Raw genomic sequence first — 1,404 nt, 5'->3', positions numbered from 1 at the left:
TGAGAAGGCTGAGTAAACACCACAGGCATCTGCGTCGGAACCGGAGCTGGCACCACCTGAGGCGGTAGCGGAACATCTGCACGACGAGGTGGCTGAGGAGGCAACGGAGCTGGAGTCGTAGCAGGACCCCCAAAGTTGACTCCCACACTCTGATCGTTAGACACCTTTACAGATTCAGGCGCACGCGCCTGAGTTTGATCCTCGTATCCGCCAAAGCTGATACCAGCACTTGGAACTGGAGCCGGTTGAGCCCCCTGAACCTGCGGCATGTAATTTGGAGTCAACTGCTGATATTGCTGCGGTTGAACGCTTGGAACTGGAGCCGGTTGAGCCCTCTGAACCTGTGGCATGTAATTTGGAGTCAACTGCTGATATTGCTGCGGTTGTGGACTATACACCGGAGGTTGAAACTGCTGCTGCGGATAAACAGGTTGAGACACCTGAACCTGTTGTATACGTCCTCGATCAAAAGCTCCCCGCACCTCAGCCGGCAAATACCGGGAGTATTGACCCCTGCCCAACGCAAAATCAACAACATCAGGCGGGAAAGCATTGACAAGCAGCCCCACCTGCTCCTCTTCGGTCAAAAACTGCAAAAGTTGATCCCATGGAGTCCATTCTCTTGCAACAGACACAGGCAACGGAACTACGTGCGGCATTAACTCAATGTCGTAATGAGCACGAGTCATGCGATCATCGGGAACCGGCACAAACTTGATCAGTTTGCCGCCATTCAAGGAGAAACAATCTCCAATCGGATACCGTTTGTCATAATCCTCTGGATGACCACTATAACCAGGTACCTCAATGTTGCACAGATCTTGCAACCTGAATCGCGCACTGGTTTTAAGGCAAAGGATCGTCGGATGCTTAGGTTCCGGACGACCCTGTTTATCAACAAACCGTTTGCCGTTGTGCTCAAACAACAAACCCTGTACAAGAGCAAAATACTCTGGCACAGCAATCTTTTGACCGCTCTTCTGGTTGTACTTGATCCAATCCAGCCAATCATCTGGAAAAGCTTTCGGATTCCGCTCGACTGCTTTTTTAACTGAGACCGCAAAAAGGTCAATCGGACCAAGATCTCGTGGAGGTTTGCCAGCTACGTTCGCAAAACAAGTGAACCTAGAGTTCACACCCATCTTCAGCGCAATCCGGGCGCCCTTGATCCAGTCTGAAAACTCACCTTGCCCCGTACCAACACGCCACGGCAACTCTTCCCCCTGCGCATTGAGCGCAGGTTGAATCCTGAAAACAGTCGGGTTCGAGAAATTCAAAAATTGCGTGCTATGGGGAAATCCTGAATTTTTAATGTGAAATCCGGAAAGCCCATCCAATCCCTGCCCACTAGGTACATCGTCATTGTAAGCCATGCTTACTCCTTTCTCGTTTGTTCTTCTACCC

The 1,404-nt window shown here is 50.8% G+C and carries 1 pseudogene; it reads right to left on the bottom strand.

What is annotated here, in order from left to right:
* A pseudogene (locus HWQ67_RS18500) lies at positions 1-1,373 on the bottom strand (hypothetical protein); the annotation flags it as partial.
* Between the last annotated feature and the right edge of the window lie 31 nt (positions 1,374-1,404).

This window comes from Candidatus Magnetobacterium casense, assembly GCF_019173545.1.
Classification (GTDB): domain Bacteria; phylum Nitrospirota; class Thermodesulfovibrionia; order Thermodesulfovibrionales; family Magnetobacteriaceae; genus Magnetobacterium; species Magnetobacterium cryptolimnobacter.
The sequence above is the reverse complement of the archived record's forward strand: the minus strand, read 5'-3'. Positions and strand labels throughout refer to the sequence as shown.